The sequence below is a fragment of the Heyndrickxia sp. FW510-T9 genome (assembly GCF_058781025.1).
Genome location: NZ_JBYSWK010000040.1, coordinates 18,325 through 39,527, shown reverse-complemented (window position 1 = coordinate 39,527; position 21,203 = coordinate 18,325). Strand labels below are relative to the sequence as shown.

General features: G+C 36.3%; 21 protein-coding genes. 8 read left to right on the top strand and 13 right to left on the bottom strand.

The window, feature by feature from the left end; translation table 11 throughout:
• Nucleotides 1-293: 293 nt before the first annotated feature.
• Nucleotides 294-1,271, bottom strand: a complete 978-nt coding sequence (locus AC3WJF_RS17350) for an aldo/keto reductase (protein ID WP_492454434.1) — start codon at nt 1,269-1,271, stop codon at nt 294-296.
• 349 nt (nt 1,272-1,620) lie between these two features.
• On the opposite strand from AC3WJF_RS17350, the gene rlmN reads away from it, so the two are divergent.
• The gene (gene rlmN, locus AC3WJF_RS17345) at nt 1,621-2,682 is read left to right on the top strand and encodes a dual-specificity RNA methyltransferase RlmN (protein ID WP_492454432.1); all 1,062 of its coding nucleotides are present in this window, start codon (nt 1,621-1,623) and stop codon (nt 2,680-2,682) included.
• 37 nt (nt 2,683-2,719) lie between these two features.
• Here the strand turns inward: rlmN and yfkAB are convergent, their stop codons facing one another.
• Nucleotides 2,720-3,841 carry a radical SAM/CxCxxxxC motif protein YfkAB gene (gene yfkAB, locus AC3WJF_RS17340; protein ID WP_492454430.1) on the bottom strand — a complete coding sequence of 374 codons (1,122 nt, stop codon included), beginning with the start codon at nt 3,839-3,841 and terminating at the stop codon, nt 2,720-2,722.
• An 832-nt stretch (nt 3,842-4,673) separates the two neighbouring features.
• On the opposite strand from yfkAB, the gene AC3WJF_RS17335 reads away from it, so the two are divergent.
• Complete coding sequence (locus tag AC3WJF_RS17335; RefSeq protein WP_492454428.1) at nt 4,674-6,086, top strand: LysM peptidoglycan-binding domain-containing protein; 1,413 nt, start codon at nt 4,674-4,676, stop codon at nt 6,084-6,086.
• Between the two features lie 425 nt (nt 6,087-6,511).
• Here AC3WJF_RS17335 and AC3WJF_RS17330 read toward each other — a convergent pair whose 3' ends face one another.
• Nucleotides 6,512-7,063: a DUF5412 family protein gene (locus AC3WJF_RS17330; RefSeq protein ID WP_492454427.1), complete on the bottom strand. Its 552-nt coding sequence runs from the start codon at nt 7,061-7,063 to the stop codon at nt 6,512-6,514.
• 244 nt (nt 7,064-7,307) lie between these two features.
• On the bottom strand, nt 7,308-7,829 hold the full coding sequence (locus AC3WJF_RS17325) for a ribonuclease H-like YkuK family protein (RefSeq protein ID WP_492454442.1): 522 nt from the start codon (nt 7,827-7,829) through the stop codon (nt 7,308-7,310).
• Between the two features lie 245 nt (nt 7,830-8,074).
• Between AC3WJF_RS17325 and AC3WJF_RS17320 the strand changes: the two genes are divergently transcribed.
• Complete coding sequence (locus AC3WJF_RS17320) at nt 8,075-8,716, top strand: hypothetical protein (RefSeq protein ID WP_492454425.1); 642 nt, start codon at nt 8,075-8,077, stop codon at nt 8,714-8,716.
• 267 nt (nt 8,717-8,983) lie between these two features.
• Here AC3WJF_RS17320 and scpC read toward each other — a convergent pair whose 3' ends face one another.
• A complete protein-coding gene (scpC, locus tag AC3WJF_RS17315) occupies nt 8,984-10,495 on the bottom strand; it encodes a succinyl-CoA:acetate CoA-transferase ScpC (protein WP_492454440.1) in 1,512 nt (503 codons plus the stop codon).
• 353 nt (nt 10,496-10,848) lie between these two features.
• Nucleotides 10,849-11,499, bottom strand: a complete 651-nt coding sequence (locus AC3WJF_RS17310; protein WP_492454423.1) for a LytTR family DNA-binding domain-containing protein — start codon at nt 11,497-11,499, stop codon at nt 10,849-10,851.
• Between the two features lie 231 nt (nt 11,500-11,730).
• Here AC3WJF_RS17310 and AC3WJF_RS17305 point away from each other — a divergent pair, with 231 nt between their 5' ends.
• Nucleotides 11,731-11,985 carry a DUF3949 domain-containing protein gene (locus AC3WJF_RS17305; protein WP_492454421.1) on the top strand — a complete coding sequence of 85 codons (255 nt, stop codon included), beginning with the start codon at nt 11,731-11,733 and terminating at the stop codon, nt 11,983-11,985.
• Between the two features lie 121 nt (nt 11,986-12,106).
• Here AC3WJF_RS17305 and AC3WJF_RS17300 read toward each other — a convergent pair whose 3' ends face one another.
• Complete coding sequence (locus AC3WJF_RS17300; RefSeq protein ID WP_492454419.1) at nt 12,107-13,225, bottom strand: LuxR C-terminal-related transcriptional regulator; 1,119 nt, start codon at nt 13,223-13,225, stop codon at nt 12,107-12,109.
• A gap of 212 nt (nt 13,226-13,437) precedes the next feature.
• Between AC3WJF_RS17300 and AC3WJF_RS17295 the strand changes: the two genes are divergently transcribed.
• Entirely contained in the window at nt 13,438-14,193 is a 756-nt protein-coding gene (locus AC3WJF_RS17295; RefSeq protein ID WP_492454438.1) for an SDR family NAD(P)-dependent oxidoreductase, read from the top strand.
• Nucleotides 14,194-14,236: 43 nt separating this feature from the next.
• On the top strand, nt 14,237-14,980 hold the full coding sequence (locus AC3WJF_RS17290; RefSeq protein ID WP_492454417.1) for an SDR family NAD(P)-dependent oxidoreductase: 744 nt from the start codon (nt 14,237-14,239) through the stop codon (nt 14,978-14,980).
• A gap of 37 nt (nt 14,981-15,017) precedes the next feature.
• Here AC3WJF_RS17290 and AC3WJF_RS17285 read toward each other — a convergent pair whose 3' ends face one another.
• From AC3WJF_RS17285 to AC3WJF_RS17275, 3 genes are all read right to left on the bottom strand, one after another.
• Nucleotides 15,018-15,554 (bottom strand): DUF5673 domain-containing protein, encoded by a 537-nt coding sequence (locus tag AC3WJF_RS17285; protein ID WP_492454415.1) that lies wholly within the window; start codon nt 15,552-15,554, stop codon nt 15,018-15,020.
• Between the two features lie 578 nt (nt 15,555-16,132).
• Nucleotides 16,133-16,309, bottom strand: coding sequence for a hypothetical protein (locus AC3WJF_RS17280; protein WP_492454413.1), 177 nt, complete (start codon nt 16,307-16,309; stop codon nt 16,133-16,135).
• A 35-nt stretch (nt 16,310-16,344) separates the two neighbouring features.
• On the bottom strand, nt 16,345-18,294 hold the full coding sequence (locus AC3WJF_RS17275) for an aconitate hydratase (RefSeq protein WP_492454411.1): 1,950 nt from the start codon (nt 18,292-18,294) through the stop codon (nt 16,345-16,347).
• Nucleotides 18,295-18,634: 340 nt separating this feature from the next.
• Here AC3WJF_RS17275 and AC3WJF_RS17270 point away from each other — a divergent pair, with 340 nt between their 5' ends.
• Both AC3WJF_RS17270 and AC3WJF_RS17265 read left to right on the top strand, forming a co-directional pair.
• Nucleotides 18,635-19,018 carry a hypothetical protein gene (locus tag AC3WJF_RS17270; RefSeq protein WP_492454410.1) on the top strand — a complete coding sequence of 128 codons (384 nt, stop codon included), beginning with the start codon at nt 18,635-18,637 and terminating at the stop codon, nt 19,016-19,018.
• 20 nt (nt 19,019-19,038) lie between these two features.
• Nucleotides 19,039-19,386, top strand: a complete 348-nt coding sequence (locus AC3WJF_RS17265) for a hypothetical protein (RefSeq protein ID WP_492454408.1) — start codon at nt 19,039-19,041, stop codon at nt 19,384-19,386.
• A 49-nt stretch (nt 19,387-19,435) separates the two neighbouring features.
• On the opposite strand, the gene AC3WJF_RS17260 is transcribed toward AC3WJF_RS17265, so the two are convergent.
• The 3 genes from AC3WJF_RS17260 to AC3WJF_RS17250 all read right to left on the bottom strand — a co-directional run bounded on the left by AC3WJF_RS17260 (nt 19,436) and on the right by AC3WJF_RS17250 (nt 21,107).
• Complete coding sequence (locus AC3WJF_RS17260) at nt 19,436-20,425, bottom strand: hypothetical protein (protein ID WP_492454406.1); 990 nt, start codon at nt 20,423-20,425, stop codon at nt 19,436-19,438.
• A gap of 78 nt (nt 20,426-20,503) precedes the next feature.
• On the bottom strand, nt 20,504-20,671 hold the full coding sequence (locus tag AC3WJF_RS17255) for a hypothetical protein (RefSeq protein WP_492454405.1): 168 nt from the start codon (nt 20,669-20,671) through the stop codon (nt 20,504-20,506).
• Between the two features lies 1 nt (nt 20,672).
• Nucleotides 20,673-21,107, bottom strand: coding sequence for a MarR family winged helix-turn-helix transcriptional regulator (locus AC3WJF_RS17250; RefSeq protein ID WP_492454403.1), 435 nt, complete (start codon nt 21,105-21,107; stop codon nt 20,673-20,675).
• Between the last annotated feature and the right edge of the window lie 96 nt (nt 21,108-21,203).

Here is a 21,203-nt window from a genome sequence, read left to right as displayed (position 1 = left end):
GGCTAACGGCTAATAGACCGATTGTGATGGCGAAAAGAAATGGCTAACGGCTAATAGATTGAGCATAATGGCGAAAAGAAATGGCTAACGGCTAATAGACCGAGCATGATGGCAAGTAGAAATGGATAAATTAGAATAAGAGTAGTGAAAACCTGGGAGAGGCATATAAAATAGAAAATGAGGTCACAAAATAACTAGAATGAGTCATATTAATATCGAAACAGGGAACAAAAAAAGACTATCCTAATAAGTCGATGAAAACCGCACTCATTAAAATAGTCTTCATAATAATTTTAAGGCATTGTGTTCCCGCGGGAAGCAACATACAACGAATACCATTCTTCTCTTGTCATCAGTTCCGCCTGGCGAACGGCATCTTCACAATTTTTAATGCGTTCAGGGTTGGTCGTACCAATCACTGGCTGAATTTTAGCCGGATGTCGCATTAACCAGCCAAGTACAATTGCCTCATGAGTAGTCTCTTTTTCACGAGCCATTTTTTCTACTAAATCTCTTGTTTTCACATCTGCTTCAGTCAAATTCAGGCTCTCATTTCCAGTATAAATCCCTTTTGCCAACGGGGACCAAGCTTGAATTTGGATATCACTTACCATACTGTATTCCATTAAGCCTTCAGCAAATCTTGTATCAAGTCCAGCTTTTTGATTTACCAATACTCCTTGTTCCACCCAATCAAGCTTATGTAGACTCATTTCGAGCTGATTGACAATCAGTGGCACGTCACTGTATGCCTGAATTAATTGGATTTGCCCCATGTTCATATTGGAAACTCCGAAATGGCGAACCTTGCCTGAAAGTTCAAGTTGTGCAAATGCCTCTGCCACTTCTTCCGGCTCCATTAATGGGTCTGGTCGATGCAGTAACAGCACATCTAAGTATTGAACACCAAGTCTTGTTAATATTCCATCCACAGAATTCAAAATATACTCTTTTGAAAAATCATACCTGCCAGGTGCATACTCGTCTTGAAAACGAATGCCGCACTTACTTTGAATCATAATTTTCTCACGTAATTCAGGTTGTGCTTTTAATATTTCTCCAAAAACCTTCTCGGCTTTGCCTCTTGTATAAATATCGGCATGATCAAACATCGTAATTCCTGCAGAAAGGGCAGCATCTACGGCTTTTTCTCCTTTTAAAATATCTTCATTCGTAATAGGACTGTTATTCCAGCCACCACCAAATCCCATGCAGCCTAAAACCAATCTACTTGATGAAACATTTCGCTTTTCAATAGGCATAATACGCATATAAAGAAAACTCCTTTTTTTGTACTTTAGTTAATTTTATGAAAAAATCTACCATTCATGCAACTTAAATGTTTAGCGTCTAGAGGTTTTCTTTGTCTCCTACCTACGATAAGCGGGAATCAACTTCTGAACTACCTAGCTGTGATTCCTTTACCTAGCCTGTGACTACATATGGCGCTACGCACATTTTTTTGGTGTATTCATCCAGTCCTATCATCTTTTGGGGTGTTTATTTTCCGCAAAATATTGTTATAATAGACTTTTGAAAGATAATAGAAATTCAACATAAATTCATGTTAAAATAGATAGTACTGCAAAAAAAATAAGCTCTCGAAAAGAGGTTTTATATATGAATAAGCAATCCATTTACGGATTAACAATAGAACAGCTAACAGAATGGCTTTTGGAGCATGGTCAAAAGAAATTCCGTGCAACCCAAGTGTGGGAATGGTTATATCAAAAACGAGTAACAAGCTTTTCTGAAATGACAAATATCAATAAAGATTGTCTTCAATTATTAGAAGAACATTTTGATATGGAAACGTTGAACATCCAAATTAAGCAAGAATCCAAAGACGGAACAGTGAAACTTTTATCTCAATTAAAAGATGGAAATTTAATTGAAACCGTACTAATGAGACAAAAATATGGCCTTTCCGTATGTGTGACAACACAAGTAGGCTGTAATATTGGGTGCTCCTTCTGTGCTAGCGGTATTCTTAGAAAAAATCGCGACCTCGTTGGTGGAGAAATTGTTGAGCAAATCATGAAGGTGCAACAACACTTAGATGAAGCTGGAAATGGCGAAAGAGTAAGTCATATTGTGGTAATGGGAATTGGGGAACCATTTGACAACTTTGAGAACTTAGTTAATTTCTTGAAAATCGTCAATAATCCAAAAGGACTTGCAATTGGTGCCCGTCATATTACGGTTTCCACAAGTGGTCTTGCTCCAAAAATTTACGAATTTGCGGATCTTGACTTGCAAGTAAACTTAGCGATTTCCTTACACGCACCTAATAATGAACTTCGTACGCAAATTATGAAAATTAATCGTGCATACCCATTAGAAAAACTAATGCCTGCAATCGATTATTATTTAGAAAAAACAAATCGCCGTATTACTTTTGAGTATATTTTATTAAATGATGTAAACGATCATAAAGAGGAAGCATTACAGCTTGCCAAATTATTAAAAGATAAACGTCATCTTGCCTATGTGAACTTAATTCCATACAATCCGGTAAGTGAACATATTCAATACAAAAGAAGCACAAAAGAATCTATTTTGGAGTTCTACGATACATTAAAGAAAAATGGAATCAACTGTGTTGTTCGCCAAGAGCACGGAACAGATATTGATGCTGCTTGTGGTCAGCTGCGAAGTAAACAATTGAAAAAAGCAAATTAAGAAAAGGAGCTTGGAAATTCAAGCTCCTTTTTCCTATTTATAGTATAGATTTTTTTTCAGTAAAATCTGTTTGTGGATAGTATTTGTTTTTCACAAGAATGTTCGGACCTAGGCATTGGACCGCAGGACAATGACAATTTAGAGATTTCGCAATTGGCTGCTCCATCCATTTTTCAAACATGCTTGGAAGATTATCGTTTTGGATATTCCCAAGCGGTGGTGTGTCGCCAAAATCAGTGACAATAACATCTCCACTGAAGATATTAACATTCAATCGCGAACGTCCATCCGGATCATTCCGCACCGTAACGTTTTTACTTTTATACAATCTTTGCAGCAATTTTAGGTCTTCCTCATTTTGGTTGCATGGATAAAACGGGAGTGTTCCAAACAGCATCCAAACATCTCTTGAGCGAATATCGAGTAAATGATGGATGGCATCGCGCATTTCATCTAATGTAAGAACTTCGAGATTTTCTGCGAAATCGCTCGGGTACATAGGGTGGATCTCGTGTCTTGCACATTTCATTTCTTCCACCACTTGATGATGGATATGCTCCAAATAGGGGAGTGTTCTTTTATTCAACATGGTTTCAGCAGAAACCATGACACCTTCATCTGCTAAGATTCGACTATTTTCAATCATACGGTCGAATAATTTTTTTCGAGCTTCGCGGCTTGGTTTCCTTAGCGCATTGGCAAAGCCAATATCGATGAATTCATCTGCTGTTCCCCAATTATGTGAAATATGTAAAACATCCAAATAGGGTGCGATTTTTAAATAACGCTCTGTATCGAGGGTTAAATTAGAATTGATTTGTGTTCGAACGCCTCTCTCATTTGCGTATTGTAATAAAGGAAGAACATAATTCTCGATAGATTTCTTTGAAAACATTGGCTCGCCACCAGTGATGCTCATTGCACGTAAAGAGGGTATTTCCTCCATGCGTCGAATAAGTAACTCTAATGGTAATGCGTTTGGATCCTTTGGCTGAAGGGTATAGCCGACGGCGCAGTGTTCACAACGCATATTGCATAAGGTGGTGGTGGTGAACTCGATATTAGATAATGTCATACTCCCATGTTCTTTTACATCCAAGTAAGCTTCCCATGGATCATTGCCAGGGCTAATTATTCTTAGGTTTGATGCGGTTTGCATAGAAAAAGACTCCTCATTAGTAAATTATTACTCTAGCATTATCAAAAACGAAAAGCAAAATGTCAATGGATAGTGAAAATATAAGAAGGTAATCAATTTTCAATTATTTTCATTTAAAGAATATAGAGGACCATAGGAAATTATGCATGAGGAGGGAAAACATACATTTCCTTAATTAAAAAAGTACCTATTTATTTCGTATACTGATTCGCACTGCAGGAAGCTTAGGTACATCAAATATGGACAGCGGTTACACACAAGCTTTAATTACATAATAATCTCCTTTTCCGAATAATATATAACGATAATCAGTGTTTTAGAGAATACTCTTTGTATATGGACATTTACCGCAATGTTTCTGCATTTAACGAATGATTATATGGACGTTTCATCATTTAAGGAGGAATTTATATGCCTTGGTATGTTTGGTTCGTAGTAATTGTTGCTGTTGTTATTATTATTGGGTCTAGATCATCTAAAAAGAAATAATCCTTATAGGTTTAATAAACTGCGTAAAAATATAGGTGTTAGCTCAGTACAAATAGGACTGGGCTACTTTTACTTTCCGCAAAAGACACTGATTTTGTAGTGCAATATAATTTACACAATTCACTTTTTCGATAGGGAATATAAACGATTAGTATAATGGGCACCTCTTCTTTTAGCGAGTCAACCACAACGATTCAAAATCCACTTTTCTTCAACATTCTCCGCGGATTGTTTTCTTCCTTTACATATCTAATAAGGGGACGCTTTCCAAAAGCTAAAAAGCATATTACCCTAAATCACCGAATAAAATATACCGAATAATGAAGGAAAGTGAGGTTGGAATGTGAGAATCCATGTCGTACAAAGCGGGGACTCCATATGGGAAATTTCCCGGCAATATGGTGTTAGCACCAACCGAATAATACAGGTCAATGGTCTTGAGAACCCGAATAGATTAGTGATTGGCCAAGCACTTTTGATTCCTGAGCCATATTTTCAGTACAGAGTTCAACCAGGAGATACGATTACGAAAATTGCAAACCAATTTGGTGTAACAATAAATGAAATTACACAAATCAATCACATAACAAATCCCGCCAATATTTTTCAAGGACAAAGGCTTATCATTCCAGTTATCATCCACAAGATAGTTGGAAACGAAACACTTTATGAGCTTGCACAAAGATATGGAACAACTGTTCAAGCGCTACTTCAAATAAACAGAGGAATTAATCCGGCAAATCTCTATCCGGGGTTGACGATAAGAATTCCAACGAAACCAAAACCGATCATTGATGTCAATGGATTTACGAATGTATACGGGCAAACAGGTGGCCAAATTGTCCGTGAGGTTGCCTATGATTTAACATATGTAAGTCCTTTTGGTTATAGAATCAAGCAAGATGGTACCCTTGAGCCACTTGATGACAATCCTACCATTCAAGCAGCACAAGCAACAAGAGTTGTGCCAATAATGTGTATTACGAATTTTTCCCCAAGCGAAGCAGGAACTGGCCTTGCACACACCATTCTCTCTAATTCATCTCTTGTCGAAAAGCTATTAACAAATGTAATCAATACGATGAGAAATAAAGGATATCGTGGACTAAATATCGATTTTGAAAATGTTTCGCCCGAGGATCGTGAAAACTATAATCATTTTCTGGAAAGAGCAGTTGATCGCCTCCATCGTGAAGGATATTTTGTCTCTTCATCACTCGCCCCGAAAACAAGTGCGAGTCAAAAGGGGCTGTTGGTGGAAGCACATGATTATCCTGTTCACGGGCGACTTCTTGACTTCGTTGTCTTAATGACGTATGAATGGGGATACAGAAAAGGACCACCACAGGCAATATCCCCACTTAACCAAATAAAACGTGTAATAGACTACGCAATGACGGTAATTCCAGCCGATAAGATTTTCATGGGATTCCAAATTTACGCACGAGATTGGTTACTGCCCCATGTTCAAGGTCAAGAAGCGGAAACATTCGATATGCAAGAAGCGATAAGACGTGCCATCCAACATAATGCCGAAATCAAATATGACGAAACAACACAATCTCCTTATTTCCGGTACAATGATAATCAAGGACGAACACATGAGGTATGGTTTGAGGACGCTAGGAGTGCTGAAGCGAAGTTTAACCTAGTAAAAAGCTACAGTCTAAGAGGTGTAAGCTATTGGGTTCTTGGTTATCCGTTTCCACAAAATTGGGAGCAGCTTGCGGACTCGTTTATAATAAGAAAATTGTAAAGAGCGAATGAGCTAACCCATGCTGTTTTTATCAAAAAAAATTATCCACAGGTATGAATTTTACCATTCATAGACAATGAAAAAGGCAACTATTCTAGGACTAAGTAGTTCAGTAGTTCAGTTTTGAAGCACAGAAAGTGAAAATGTGAATGTAATTGAGTATTAAATTGTAGTTAAATTTGATGCTCTTTTTTTATTGTTATATCAACGTTTAATTGACATTTACAACTGAATTTGTATTTGAAAATGTAATTGAAATTACAAACGGGAAATAATTATTGTAGATGTGCAAATTAAGATGCTAAAATGGTTGTAAATTAGACGACAAATACGGATTGAATTTAATATGCATTTATTAGAACTAAAAAAGAATGCTCAGAGTGTTGATTGGGAAATCCCCGAACAAACTAGAGAAATAAGACTGATTATTTTTTAAAGCACCTTTTATAATCGTTTTTCATTAACAAACTTTGACATGCCAAACCGTTTTGATCATAAATTTCATCCCTAACATCCAAATTAACACTATTATCGGACTCTGGATGAGTTGGTTCCTCATTAGTGATAGCTAAAGTGTTATCGCCCATCCAGTTTATAGAAAAGTGACTATTTGCGTCACTATAATAGATTACCTTAGTCTTTTGACTATCATTGTTAGTGATTTCTATCCAAATATCAACTCCGCCAGCGGCACCACCATACGACTTATAATAAGCATTAGCAGTATATTTTCCATTCGGAGAATTTATAGGTCCTTCTTGTAGCGTTCCTTTAAGGTTATTAAATGTAAAAAAATATTGTGTATATAGAAAAATTCCTAAAACCAATATAATTCCTGTTAAAGTAGCAATTAATAGTCTTTTAGGAAATAATCTCTTTTTAACAAAATAAACAAATAATTTAACGAAAAAAACAATAAGTAGTATGACTGTTATGACTAAAATGATGAAACTGAAAAGATTTAAATAAATATTCATATTTCCTCCAATGGTTTGTCAATTAAACTGCTCGTGAAGAACAACCTATTCTTTATATAATACCACAAAATTGTCAATTTTCATTTAATTGACAGATTGATGTGTAAATTAGTTTTCAACTATTGTGTTTTTTTATATGCAATTTGATATAAAAAAAGCAGCCCATTTTGGAGTGCTTTTTAATGTTTTGTACTCCAAAACTGAACTACTTATTCTAGAACTAGTTGCCTTTTAAAGAACTCTTTCATTTTGTATATCGATTCGCATAGCTCGAAGCAACAAAAGCATTTGGCTTAATTTTTGGTTCAACCCCGATCGATTCCATCCTTGCGACCATTTCTTTTACAAATTCCCTCGTTTTATTGCGTTTCCCAGCACCAATATCGATATGACCTTCCATTGAAAAAGTAGCTCCTTCATAAACATGGGGAAGAACGATATTAATTAATTGGTTTTTCCGATCATTTGTAAATAAGGAAACAATCTCTTCTGTTAATGATAATTCATATGAAATCCGTTCATGTAGATGGGTCATTTTCCTTGGAATCATCATTTTTCTTATACATGCCCACACACCATTTCCTTCTTGTTGAATTACAATACCTGTAATAAAAATTGTATGAAATTTATGAACCTGTGAATCGGTACCAACCATTAATTTAAATTTCCCTTTAGGGTTTACTTGCATGAACTCCAATATATGCCGAAAGACTTCTTCAAAGGACATATTTGTTTTTTGTAGATTTTGAAAAGGAGAGATATACATGGGTGAAGGTTCCAATTGAATAAACACCTATCTTTCTATATAAGGAAAGCTTTGATATTTCATAATATGGTTTGTTTTTCATTGTCGTGCAGGGATTTGGGTTGTATATGAAAACCATGTAAAATATCCTATTTAGCTTTAGAATGGATGCCCTTAATCAGGTCTTTAACCCAAACTACGATTTATACGAATGTGCTCTTTTGGAAAGTATGGTAAGGAAGGATAAAGCGAAAAGGAGATGTTTTATGAAAGGGAATCGATTGCTTGGAATCATGATTATCATTGGTGGCATTTTCATTTTAATCGGAACCATTCTACATCCTGTCCTAGTTGATCCATTTGCAGGAGAGGAAGCCTTTCATAAATTTAAACACTCCGACGTATGGATGTTAGATCATATGTTGATGTTAATTGGTATGTTTTTGTGGCTAGCTGGACTGGCCGGAAGCAGCCATTTTTTCGGGGGGAAAGTTGGAAAAGTTGGAGCTGCCATGTTTTATATCTCATTGGGATTATGGATTTTAATCCTTAGCGCTGAACTGACACTATTGCCAATGCTTGGTGACGAGATTATAAGCGGACATCATGTTGTATTGAAAAAAGTTTGGGAGGCAAACTTTTCATTTGTCCTTTTAGTAGGGTATTTGGCAGTTGCTTGTGGTTGGCTAGGAGTTGCGTTGTATGGTTGGAATATTAAGGGTAGGGGGAATTTCTTTTCAGCATGGTTTCGAAAAAGTGGGTTTTATAGTGGGATATGGGGATTTGCAGGAATAGTATTTACTTGTTGCTTTTTTCGAGCAGCGTATATTGTTCTACCCCTTACATCAGGACCAGTATATCTTTGGACAATGTGGTGGGGATGGAAGCTACTTTGGAAAAAGATATGAATTTATCGCTAAGAAGAAGAGTTTCTTAATGACGCTCAGATCTTAAGAGGACACAGAATCCCTTATTTTGATTAATTGGAGTTAATTTAAGGCTTAAGCGGACACTGAGTACCTTATTGTTTAAAAAACACAAGGAAATCTCTGCATTTTTATCAAATAACGGAACGCATGTCCGCAAACATAAAGAATTGACCCATTTTGTCACAGATAACGGAACTGGTGTCCTCACATGGAAGAAACCCGCTAAAAGAAGCGAGCTTTAATTGACTACACTAATTCCACTACCTTTTCCAGCATGGTTCCGTTCTTTTTATAATTAATATGCCATGAAAATGCTTTTTCCAATACGTGTGGAGTTTGACCGCCTATCGTTTTTGCCTCATTATAATATTCCAAAAGCTGATCACGGTATAACGGATGTACACAGTTTTCGATAATGAGCGGTACACGCTCAACTGGAGCCAATCCCCTTAAATCAACATAGCCTTGTTCTGTAACTATAACATCTACATCATGTTCTGTGTGGTCGACATGGGCAACAAATGGAACGATGCTTGAAATGTTTCCGTTTTTCGCAATAGATTTTGTTACGAAAATAGCAAGTCGGGCATTTCGTGCGAAGTCTCCTGAACCTCCAATACCATTCATCATATGGGTGCCGCCTACATGTGTAGAATTAATATTTCCGTAAATATCTACTTCCAAAGCGGTGTTAATAGAAATTAAGCCTAAACGGCGGATAATTTCAGGATGATTGGAAATCTCTTGAGGTCTTAAAACAAGTTTATCTCTATATCTATCTAGATTGGAATAAACCTGTTTCATTTTTTCATCGGATAATGTAATGGAACAGCAAGAAGCAAAGCTTACTTTGCCTGCATCGATTAAATCAAAGACGGCATCTTGCAGAACCTCTGAGTACACCTCTAGATTCGTAAATTCTGATTCGATAAGTCCGTGTAAAACGGCATTTGCCACAGAACCAATTCCCGATTGCAATGGAGCTAGTTTATTTGTTAATCTGCCTTCCTCCACTTCTTTTCGTAAAAAAGAGATTAGATGGTTAGCCATTGTTTGTGTTTCTTCATCAGGCTGAACAATGGTGGAAGCTGAATCAATTTGATGAGTGAAAACGATACCAGCAATTTTGTCAGTATCTACGGGAATGCCTAGAGTGCCGATTCGGTCACTTACTTTCGTCAATGGGATTGGATTTCTTTCTCCATGATTTCTTGTTTCGTAAATATCATGAAGCCCTTCCAATCCTTGCGGCTGGGTGGTATTAATTTCGACAATGATATGTTTCGCTTTTTCCACAAAAATAGATGAGTTACCAACAGATGTGGATGGAATAATCATACCTTCTGCACTAATAGCGATTGCTTCCACAATTGCGTAATCAATCGGACCAAGTACATCTGCGCGAACAGCTTCTGCCATATGGGATAAATGCTGGTCTACAAAAAGCAGTTCTCCTTTGTTAATACTTTTACGCATTGTAGTATCCGCTTGAAATGGGATTCGTTTATTTACCATTCCAACTTCAGCCATTAATTTATCAATATCCGATCCTAAGGATGCACCAGTAAAAATATTTACTTTAAATGGTTCTACTTTAGCCCGTTCAACTAATGCACTTGGAACGGCCTTTGCATCTCCTGCTCTTGTGAACCCGCTTAATCCTAATGTCATGCCGTCCTTTATCCAGGAAGCGGCTTCTTTAGCCGATACGACACGGTCCACTAAACGAGAGTCTCTTATATATTTAGAAGTGTTTATTTCCACTTGAGTTCACCCTTTTATTCCTTTTTCAAATAATTCTACAAATGAAAGGGGGATTCAACATTAGTTTTGGTATGAAAAGGCTTTATTTACGTTTAAACCAGAAAATATAAGACATGAAGCAGATAAAAAAATGAATAACAAGTGTACAAACGCATTGCTCATCGGATTATGGATAAGTGAAATTAGCTTTTCAAATTTCACATGATGTTGACTTATCATAGGGAGGAGACGCAGAAATCCGATATGCGCTGTAGCTAGACGTAGACAATAATAAAAAAGTTATCCACAGGGGTAAATTGCTAACGCATAAAAAAACAGTTTGCACTCAAAGAGCAAACTGTGAACTATCAGAAGTTAAGTATTCTTCGGAACTGACTGGAATAAGTCTGACTAACAGGGATTTTAGAGCCATCTTTCATAATCAATAAAAAAGTAGAATGCGATTCAGGATGGATTTCAGCAATATAATGAATGTTAATAATATAGGACCTGTGGCATCTAATAAATATGTTGCTAGGCAGATAAAACTCTAACTCTGTTAAATTGAGCTTATGCACACCGACTAAGTTTTCTGTGTGGACATTGGTCTTTCTGCTCAATGCTTCTAAGAACATTACGTCTTTAAAGGATACAGGATACCATCGATCATTCGCTTTTATCGTTAAAAAAGAAGTTGGAAATTCAAGAGGCTTCTTAGGTAATATGGCTGTTACACAGCCTTGAACCTTCCCGCCATCTAATATGGGTACTGACATACCAAAGTATGGTGTGCCTAAGACATCCTTTTCAATATAATCGGTAATTTTTTGCTGAAAGGATAAAGCTTTAAAGGATGCAGTTCCTTTTTGAATCCTGTCACCAGGTTTAATTTTTAAATCGATTTGATTACTTGGCTGATAATAAATATACTGCTGACTATTTGTCACTGCTATGGAAGTATACTTAGGAACCAAATCCTGCATAACCTCCATAATGGACAAAACCGCTTGCTGATTCACGTTGATCTACACCTTCCCCATCGAAGCAGAATAAAAACAACAAACTACAGCGCTTACAACCATTATACCATAGTGGTTTCACATAGTGGTGTCAGGCACTACAAATGGACAAATCGGAAAATTGTCCTTTATCGTGGAAGTTATTTTATCAAAAAATATTTATAACTTTTGAATCATATCTATGTTTCAGACGTATGTATACTAATAGATCCTTTTGTTAGGGGGAGAAGTATGATGATCGCATGGATCGTTATAATCTCAGTATTAGTTCTATATTTTCTTGTTATGATTCCAGTGCAATATAATTACATTTCGGATATGCAAGAGAAGAAAGCTAAATCGCAGAAAACAAATGAGGAAATCATTGATAATATGTCATTTGAAGATCAGCAGCTGACCTATAACATGCAAGGAGGAAACCTGTTTACTTTACCATCTAGCATAGTAGCATGGATTATTTATAAAATACGTCACCGGTCTGCATAAAATAGGTGTAAAAAAACAAGGTGACTGAATAGTAACGGGTTCGGTTTTCGAATAGAAAACAGTATATATCGCACCAATTAACAGTCCGATTTTCAACGAAAATTGGACTGTTTCTTTTAAATTATTTTAATAATCCTAATCTAAAAGCAGAAGCAACAACCTGGGTTCGATTCTTCGCTTGAAGCTTTGTCATTAAGCTTCCTACATAATCCCGTACAGTATGTTCACTTAAATGCAGTAGTTCACCCATTTTTCTATTGTCGTAACCTTCCGCTAGCAAATCAAGGATCATAGATTCCCGTTCTGTTAAATGAACCATCGACTCCCTAATACTCTCATCATTACTTCTTGATAAATAGAGACCAATTCTTTGCCCAACTTGTTCTAGCAGCAATAGTTCTTCTTTAGAACAATCAAATTCCACTCCCATTTGATCAAAGGTTACCCATCCATACACTTGATTGTGGTGGACAATTGGCACAAAAATAACGGAAGAAAGATTAAATAATTTGATATGTTCTTCTTTTACAAAAGTATGAGGATCCTTTAAAAAAATTGGCTTTTTTGTGTGAAATACATTCGTCATATTTGTGCTAATATGGCCTTTCATACTTTGGACTTTAGGTAGTTCAGCACCTATAACACCGTAAAATTGCTGAGACCATGGTATGTATGCGTAAAAAACACATCTTTTATAATGAAAAATTTCCTCACACTGCTTCAGGATAAAGGGAAGATCCTTATCTCCAGAACAACTGATCAATAGCTTGTTTAATTTATCTAGTTGTCTCAATCTATCTATTTCAACTAAATCAGTTGAAATGTTGGAATCCTTTATTTTATCTACTTTATTAAAGGAAAAAATGAGATGCGAATATATGTGTAACAAAAACATATTAATGGACAAGCTATTTTGCTTCACATTGGATAATAAAGTTATGACAGCTTTTTCGAAAATCAATAGGAATAAGTTAAAATGCTTTACGTTCATAGTAGAAATTTGGGATTGCAGCCAAGTGTCCAATGTCTTTTTATATTCATCATCTATCATTTTTAGATCCAGATGAACAAGTAAATGAAAAAAGGATTCCAGGACCATCCCAGTAATCTTTCTATCTTGCTCCGAAAAGTAAGGTTCCAGATTCAAATAAATATTCATATTTTCTTCTATCTGCTTTTGATGGATTCTGATGAATACAACAAATTGCTCAAATGTTACTTCTTCATATAGGTTTTTCATACTTATTTTCTCCTCGGACCAAATTAACCCTATAAATGAAGGATATCTACCATGTTATTATACAGCTTTTTGTAGGATAGTAATCGAAAATGAGGAGAGTAAAATGAAGATATAGATAAAAGAGCGTTAATAAAATTTGCGTTTCTCTAGTATCTAATACAGCACTTTGTACATGATTGTGCTAAAAGTTACAGAAAGGAATCGTGATGAAAATGAGACTTGAAAATAAAGTTGCTATTATTACTGGCGGAGGCACAGGTATCGGAAAAGAAACCGCTTTATTATTTGTTAAAGAAGGAGCAAAAGTTGTTATAACGGATATTAACCAAGAATCTGGTAATCAAACAGTAAAAGACATTCAAGAAATCGGCGGAGAGGCTCTATATATTCGCCATGATGTTAGCAAAGAAGAGGATTGGAAACTGGTAGCTGATGAAACCATCAAGGCTTTTGGAAAAGTGGATATCCTTTTCAATAATGCTGGTATTTATATCATTAAACCAGTTGCCGAGATTGAACTTGAAGAATGGAATCGTCTTATGTCCATCAATGTAACGGGAGTATTTTTAGGATTGAAGCACATTATGCCATTGATGGCAAAACAAAATAATGGCTCTGTCATCAATGCATCCTCTATTGCAGGATTAACTGGAGCTCCGGGACATGTTTTATACGGTGCAAGTAAAGGGGCAGTCCGTATTATGACGAAAGATGCAGCAATGGAATATGCACCTTTTGGAGTACGAGTTAACTCTATTCATCCTGGATATATTGATACAGGAATGGCAGACTATGCTTCAGAAGTATCAGGAAATTCAAAAGAACAGTTAGGAAAAAATCTATTCCCACTCGGAAGACTTGGATCTGTGAAAGATGTTGCAAATACCGTTCTATTCCTTGCATCTGATGAATCAGCTTTTACAACTGGATCAGAATTCGTAATTGATGGCGGTGCGACTGCTAGATAATAGCGCGTTGGGGAAAATAAATAACTAAAAGGAGCGATACAATATGAAACTAGATAATAAAGTAGCGATTGTTACAGGTGGGGCAAGCGGTATTGGAGAAGCATCCGTTCGTCTATTTGCGGAAGAAGGAGCGAAAGTAGTTATTGCCGATTTTTCTGAACGTGGAAAGCAATTGTCAGATGAACTAAATACAAATGGATACGATACTTTATTCATTAAAACAGATGTTACAATTGAAGAAGATGTAAAGCATATGGTATCCGAAACAGTTAGCCACTATGGAAAGCTTGATATCCTATATGCGAATGCGGGAGTTGCTGATGATTCCCCAGCACATGAATTAACCTATGAAAAGTGGAAACGAACTATTGATATTAACTTATCAGGTGTATTTTTATCCGATAAATATGCGATTGAACAATTTTTGAAACAAGGAGGTGGCGGTGTCATCGTTAACGCTGGTTCTATTCATAGTCATGTTTCATTACCTAATCCGACTGCATATTCTGCTGCAAAAGGTGGTGTGAAGCTATTAACCCAAAACTTATGTACTGCATATGCGAAAGTAGGCATTCGTGTCAATTCTGTATGTCCGGGTTATATCGATACACCATTACTTTCCAAAGTAGATCCAAAAACGAAAGAGTATCTTGCATCCTTACATCCACAAGGCAGACTTGGAAAAGCAGAAGAGATTGCAAAAGCAGTACTGTTTTTAGCAAGTGATGACTCATCTTTTGTAAATGGTACAAGCCTTTTAGTAGACGGTGGCTACACTGCTCAATAATGAGGAAGGGAGGTTTCCGGATAGGGAACCTCCATTGTTATTTTTGAGTCGTGATCGGTGTAACAAGATTATTTTTTTCAAGAAGCTCGCCAATCGCCTTTTCATCTTTTTTATCTACTATTATGACATATTGCATATGAGAGTCCGTTGTCAACGTTAATTCACCATTTGGATAGAAACTATGTGTGATTGGCAGCCATTCCAATTTGCAACTTTCTATATTCTCCCAAGGGATAAAAGTATCCGCTATCGAAATTCCCTTTTTCCCCATCTTTCCATAGCGAAATAAAATTTGAGACATCTGAAAACCCGCCAATGTACTAAGGTATAACCATATTAATTTTAGAAAGTCAAAGTACCAAATTGAGAAAATATACAGTGCTATATACAAGATAATAAAGACAATAAAAATACGAACCTTCCACCACTTCCCTGTACCTCTTATCCTAAACATCTTCTTATGTACAGGTTCACATTTCTTCATTGCTCTCTGAACACGAACGGTTTGGATTAAGACAAACAAGATAAAAAGACTAGCCAATACATTAATTACAATAAGTAAGGCATTATTCATATTTCCCTCCGAAGTTAATAAAATGAACTCCTTTCTCTTAAATACGGTTTAAGCCGCAAAAAGTTGCAAACAATTTTGAATACATGGTGTCAGGCACCACAAATGGACAAAGCAGAAAACTGTCCTCCACAGGAGAACAGTTAAGAGAATTATAGGAATAGCACTATCAATGAATTCTAAGGAACATAATTCCAACTTTTATCAAGTGGAATGTTCAATAGAAGGCAAAGCAGGGACATTTACTTTTATATCGGTGTAAAACATGTAATTTCTATAATCAGGCTTTAGGAATGGAAGGTTAAACATCACCATCAAATGACCGAGCAATTTACCAAGTAAGAAGATATTCAAAATAAAGTATTAACCCGACTGGATAGACAAGAGGCTTTAACAGAAAAAATGGAAAGCGGCTATAAGATAACTGCTTCGTATGTATATAAATTGATTACAGGCTCGGATAAGCCCCGTACACTGCTAATGATGAATCAAAAGGAGGAGCAATCTCAGAATAAAATAGATTAAAATATTGCATTTTTACTAAGAAAAGTGGAATGGGCTAATGCCCATTCCACAAAGCCTTAATCTAATAAACGATTATTCTCATCAACAGACATCAATTTTGCAGGATTTCTACTGCCATCTGCATTCAATTCACCTTTTCCATTACAAACGTTACACGTATATTGCCAACCTTCATCATCAGAAAGCATCCCAGTACCTTCACACGCTTTACAGGTTATTTCTCTGTCGATCATTTTCATCCCTCCATGAAAAAATAGTTATGAATTGTTTATGTGTTTTGTTCCACATGATTTGCTTTCACCCAGTTGATTAATCCGCCACTCAGCATGATTTCAATCTGACGTGAAGAAAGTAAATGCTTCACTTTTATTTCATTATTTTTTCTTTTAACGGTAATAGTAAACTCATTTTCATTTTGTATCTTTGTTTTGATATCCTTCAGTTCAAGGACATCGCCTTGTTCTAAACTATCATAGTCCGCTTCATTGACAAAAGTAAGAGGCAGGACACCAAAGTTCACAAGGTTTTGCCAGTGAATACGGGCAAAGTCTTTTACTAAGGCAACCCGAAGACCGAGATATCTTGGTGCGAGGGCGGCGTGTTCACGGCTGGAACCTTGTCCATAGTTGAATCCGCCAATAATAGCATGACTGCCTGTTTCTTTCGCGCGAGTATAATATGTTCTGTCAATAATTTCAAAAGTAAACTTACTAATCTCTGGTAAATTACTTCGATAAGGCAGAACTCTTGCTCCTCCTGCAAGAATTTCATCGGTTGAAATATTGTCTCCCATTTTTAACAGGATTGGCAGTTCCAAAGAGTCCGGCAGTTCATCCATAGAAGGAATGGAGGCAATATTAGGTCCTTTATGTAGTTTTATTTTTTTTGCCTCCTCATATGGTAAAGGCACGTCTAATAGTTTTTCATCAATTGTTGGATTGATAGGCTCTTGTACTTTGGGATAGGGAATGTCAAGTGTTCGAGGGTCTGTAATCACTCCCGTTAATGCAGATGCTGCTGCTGTTTCCGGACTGCATAGGAAGACACTGTCCTCTCTTGTTCCAGACCTTCCTGGAAAATTCCGAGGAGTGGTGCGCAAGCTGTTTCTTCCCGTTGCAGGTGCTTGTCCCATTCCGATACAACCATTGCAACCTGCCTGATGCAGACGTGCACCAGCTTGAAGGAGGCCCGCAATATGGCTTTCCTTTACTAAGTCCGTTAACATTTGTCTGGAAGACGGGTTAATGTCAAAAGAAATACCATCTGCAATATGCTTTCCTTTCACTATTTCCGCTGCAATTGCAAAATCACGAAAACCAGGATTAGCAGATGATCCAATATAAGATTGGTAAATAGGAGTATCGGCGATTTCAGAGACAGGTACCACATTACCTGGGCTTGATGGCTTTGCGATAAGAGGTACAACCTCTGATAAGTTCAATTCTTCATCTATGTCGTATGTTGCTCCCTCATCAGCCTCAAGTGGAGACCAATCGTCTTCTCTACCTTGTTCTTTTAAGAAACGCTTAATTTCTTCATCGGAAGGAAAAACCGTAGCGGTTGCTCCTAGTTCTGCCCCCATATTGGCAATTACATGGCGATCCATTGCACTTAAAGTTTGAACACCTGGCCCGTAATATTCAATGACTTTTCCAACTCCGCCTTTTACTCCATGTCTGCGAAGCATTTCCAATATGACATCTTTAGCACTTACCCACTCTGGGAGCTCACCGATTAATTTTACTCCCCATACCATGGGCATTTTCACATAAAACGGCTGCCCTGCAATCGCCATTGCAACATCAATTCCCCCTGCCCCCATTGCCAACATACCCATACAGCCATTAGCACATGTATGGCTGTCAGAACCTAGTAGTGTTTTTCCTGGTTTAGCCAAACGCTGCATATGAACAGGATGACTAACTCCATTTCCAGGTCTACTGAAATAAAGCCCGAACCTGCGTGTAGAACTTTGTAGGAACAAATGGTCATCAGGATTTTTATTGTCTACTTGTATGAGGTTGTGGTCTACATATTGAGCAGAGGCTTCCGTCTTCGCGCGATCAAGTCCCATCGCCTCTAGCTCTAACATCACCATTGTTCCGGTAGCATCCTGGGTTAAGGTCTGATCAATTTTAAGTCCAATTTCTTGTCCTGGAACCATCTCTCCAGAAATAAGATGGTTTTTAATTAGTTTGTGCGTCATATTCATTGGCATTAAATAACCTCCAAATGAAAATAAAAATAAAACGTCTTTCTTTTATTCATACCTTTATATAAAGTGTCTGTATTTGAGAAAAATATACATCTTGATGCTAACATCTTGGTGCCAGGCACTGCGAATGGACAAAACGGCAATTTGTCCATATGAGATGGACACTAATATAATAAAATGAAAATGAAAAATAGCCCTACTGCAAGTTAATCCAAGGGCTACTTCTTTATTTCTATTTCTCTTGTTTTTTTCACTAAGATGAAATCCTCTGTATTAATGTCTCCTAGATTAATTTATTCGAATAAACTATTACATTCATATAGAAAGGGAGGTGCGGACTTAAGTGGGATTGTTTATTAATAAAAATGATCATCCGGAGGTTTTTCATAATTCTGGCAACATACAGGAATCAAATCAAGCGTTTGCGAAAATAGATTATTTATCAGAACTAATCAACGGCCAGAATGAGGCATACGAATCATTGCTTCATTCCTTTCATGACTTACAAAAATACAATCAACAACGGGAAGATGTTCAAATAAATCAGTGGAACGATATAGGAACCAAGCTAAAGGAACTGAAGGAGAAACACCAACAACAAAAAGAATTCGAAGGCCATGTGATGGACTGGTTAATAAAATTGGATGATGAAAATAGAAAATTGCAAGGTATGATGGAAAATGAAGGCCAATTTAAACAGGAGGTGATGAGCAAATTCATATTGTAAGTCAATCTAATCAGGAAATCATGAACAGGCTTGGACATTATGAATCATCTAAACAAGCTCTTACGCTAAAAATAAATGAACAGCTTGAACGTCATCATCAAATGTCTGAGCAATTTTCAAAGCAGGAGAATATTCAAAATGAAGTATTAACACGATTAGATAGCCAAGAAGCACTAACGGAAAAAATCCTCAGACAAATCAACCATATTCGTTCCATTTTATTTGAAAGAACGAATTATTTAGCTGAAAAAATTGAAAGTGGCTATAAAATAACTTCTTCATATGTGTATAAATTAATGACAGGCTCAGATAAACCACTAACACTTTTGATGATGAGTCAGAAGGAAGATGATCGCAGTAAAGATTGATCTTTTATCGATAGGTTAGTAAGACCAATTCAATATTATTGGGGCTTTTTTAAAGCCCCAATTCTTGTATTAACTTCTTAAATGTATTGTAAGCCGGTTTGGGAGAGTAATCATCTCGCATAATTCCATATTGATGGAAAAGGTCATCCTTGGAACTATCTGCATCCCGGAGTCCGAAGAGCTCATAATGGGAAATATTGAGTTCCATTCGCAAATTATAGATTGTTCGAATAACAGTTTCAAGAACTGCTGATTGACGTTCATAAGATCTTTCTATGTTGGCCACAGGGTTCTTTCCGGTGGGCCATCCGTTTTCAGTAACTCGAATAGAAACTGAAGTAGGTATGCCTATGGTAGTAAGATTCTCCCTTAGATTGAGAAGTGTAAGTTCAACAGAAGCAGGTATTTCTTTTAAATCGAGTGGTTGGTCTTCGAATACATCCACATAAAAATTATGTCCGACAAAATCAATGGATTCAATAAATGTGGAATTTCCAGCTTTAGCTAGGTTTTCCCAAAAATGTGGAACTGATGCAGGGCTTTCCGGAACTGAACCGAATCCAATCTTTAGCGGTAGATTAAGCAATTGGGCTTCTTTTTTCGCTGTAATTACGCCTTCTACTAAGGCTTGCATAATATATGACTTCGAACCTTCCATAAAAGATAAATTAGGTTCGTTTGTAATTTGAAGAGAGGCTAAATGGGAGCCGTATTTGTGAATGACTTTTCGAATAAAATCTAGCCAATTTTCGAGTTCTATATCTGGTTCCTGATTCTGTGTCCAATCTCCACACCCTATAGTTAAATCCCCTAATAAATTAGATTCAAGATAGCGATCTGCATTTGCTAACATTTTGGATTCCCATTCTTTTGTATAAATGAGATAGGTTCTGGGAAACAAATTTTTTGAGTCACCTTGAAGGTCACGTAACGCTAATTGAATTTTTTTGTAGTCGTCAGCTGGGCCTTTAGCCAAACCAAAAGGTGTACCTGCTACGCTTAGTGGGTAAATTCCAAATGTTAATCCTGATGAAATCATATCGTTCCTCTCCTCTTTTATAGATATAAAAAAATGATGCAATCAAAAACTCCTACTTGAATTACAGTGTTTATAAATTTACTTATGACTAGTGTTAATAACTTTTTTGCTTAGCATTACCATAATTACTGAAGATACAATGGTACCAGTAACTAGACATTTGTACATATCTTTAAAGATTAATCCCATTACTAAACCCATTATCACGCCATTACTTAAGATTAATACTCTTTCCCTTTGGTTCATTTTAGTCCTCCAACTTTTTTAATAATACGTTCACTTTATGAAGAGCAAAGGCTAAATCTAGTTTCTCTTCGTCATTTATTTTGGTCAAATTGTTAATAAATCTTTGATATATTTCAGTCCACTTTTTATTTTCAATTTCTTTACCTTTTGATGTTAACGAAACTAACACTGCACGTTTATCTTTACTATCCGGCACCTTAACTAAATAACCTTGAGCTTCTAAATCACTAATAATATTTGTCAGTTGTTGCTTAGTTATATTTAAACCAATACTAATATCTTTTATATTCAATGCCCTTTGTTGCATATATAAAAACTCAATAACGTGATTCTGCGTATGTGTTAACTCTGTTGAATCCTTATTTAGTTCGCTAAAGGAACTAAATAAGTTTGGTATCAAAGCAATGTATTCCTGAGCAATTTTATCGTCCATCATTAATCACCACTCTAATTAATTTAGTAATTATTTTATTACTATTTTTAATAATCGTCAATTATTTTTATGAATAAAGGTAAAAATTTATTTACTATT